This is a genomic window from Sphingobium olei (assembly GCF_042678845.1).
Classification (GTDB): Bacteria; Pseudomonadota; Alphaproteobacteria; order Sphingomonadales; family Sphingomonadaceae; genus Sphingobium; species Sphingobium olei.
The window spans coordinates 1-1,371 of record NZ_JBHTLS010000042.1 but is presented as its reverse complement, the minus strand read 5'-3'; the positions used below and the strand labels follow the sequence as shown (position 1 = coordinate 1,371).

Annotated in this window: 1 protein-coding gene; it reads left to right on the top strand. The window is 63.2% G+C overall.

From position 1 onward, the window contains the following. Nucleotides 1–1,371, top strand: a 1,371-nt coding sequence (locus ACFQ24_RS03945; protein WP_380909152.1) for a recombinase family protein, incomplete at both ends; no start/stop codon positions are given.

The following is a 1,371-nucleotide window of genomic DNA, read 5'->3' as shown; positions in this document are numbered from 1 at the left end:
GAGGACCAGTTCCTGATTTGTCGGGAGCAGGCTGCCCGTGAAGGCTGGCGCATTGTCGGCAGTTACAAGGACGCTGCGATCTCCGGCGCCAGCGTGATCCTGCGGCCAGGCATCCGGGCGCTGCTGCAGGACGCGCAGATGGGACGTTTCGACGTGCTGCTTGCCGAGGCGCTCGATCGCGTGTCGCGCGATCAGGCCGATGTCGCGACACTCTACAAGAATCTCCAGTTCGCCGGTGTGAAGATCATTACCTTGGCCGAAGGCGAAGTCTCGGAACTGCATGTCGGCCTCAAGGGCACGATGAATGCCCTCTTTCTCAAGGATCTTGCCAAGAAGACCCATCGCGGACTGCGCGGCCGAGTCGAGAAGGGCAAATCGGGCGGCGGTCTCTGCTACGGATATGACGTCGTTCGCCGCTTTTCCAGCGAAGGCGAGGCGGTCCATGGCGAGCGCAGCATCAATGCCGCTGAAGCCGAAGTGGTGCGACAGGTCTTCCGGCAATTCGCCAATGGCCTGAGTCCTCAGGCGATCGCCCGTCGGCTCAATGATGCGGGTATCGCCGCGCCGACCGGCAAACTCTGGACGTCGACCACGATCCGGGGTCACGCCAAGCGCGGCACCGGCCTGCTCAACAATGAGCTCTATATCGGCAAGCTGGTCTGGAACCGGCTTCGCTATCTCAAGAATCCGCAGACCGGGAAACGCGTCTCGCGCATTAATCCGCAGTCGGAATGGATCGTCACCGAGGTGCCCGACTTGCGGATCCTCGATGACGAACTCTGGCAGGCCGCCAAGGCACGGCAGGACGATATCGCGGTCCAATATGCAGGCGTCATCGAAGCGACGCGCTCGGCGCACAATGCGATGAACCGGACCCATCGCCCCCGGAGCCTGTTGTCCGGCCTCGTCTACTGCGGTTGCTGTGGCGGGTCTTATACCCTTCGCGGGCAGGGGCGGTTTGCCTGTTCGAACCATATCGACACGCGAAGCTGTTCCAACGGGCATAGCATCGCGCGCGAGAAGCTCGAGGCCCGCGTGCTCGACGGGCTGCGCGATCGCCTGATGAGCCCGGAAATCGCCGCGGAAGCCATTCGCGCCTATGTGGAGGAAAGCAATCGCCTCAACCATGCCCGGCGGGCGTCCGAGAGCGCCGACCGGCAGGAACTGGAAAAGGTGATGAAGGCGATCAAGGGCCTGGTGACACTTGCAACGGAAGGCAAGGGAACGCGCTCGCTTGTCGATCAGTTGCTCGAACTGGAGGCGCGGGAAGATGCCATTCGTGCCCGGCTTGCCGCAGCGCCCGCCGACGTGCCCGACATCCACCCGAACATCTCGGAAATCTACCGCCGCAAGGTGGAGCGGCTGGCCGAG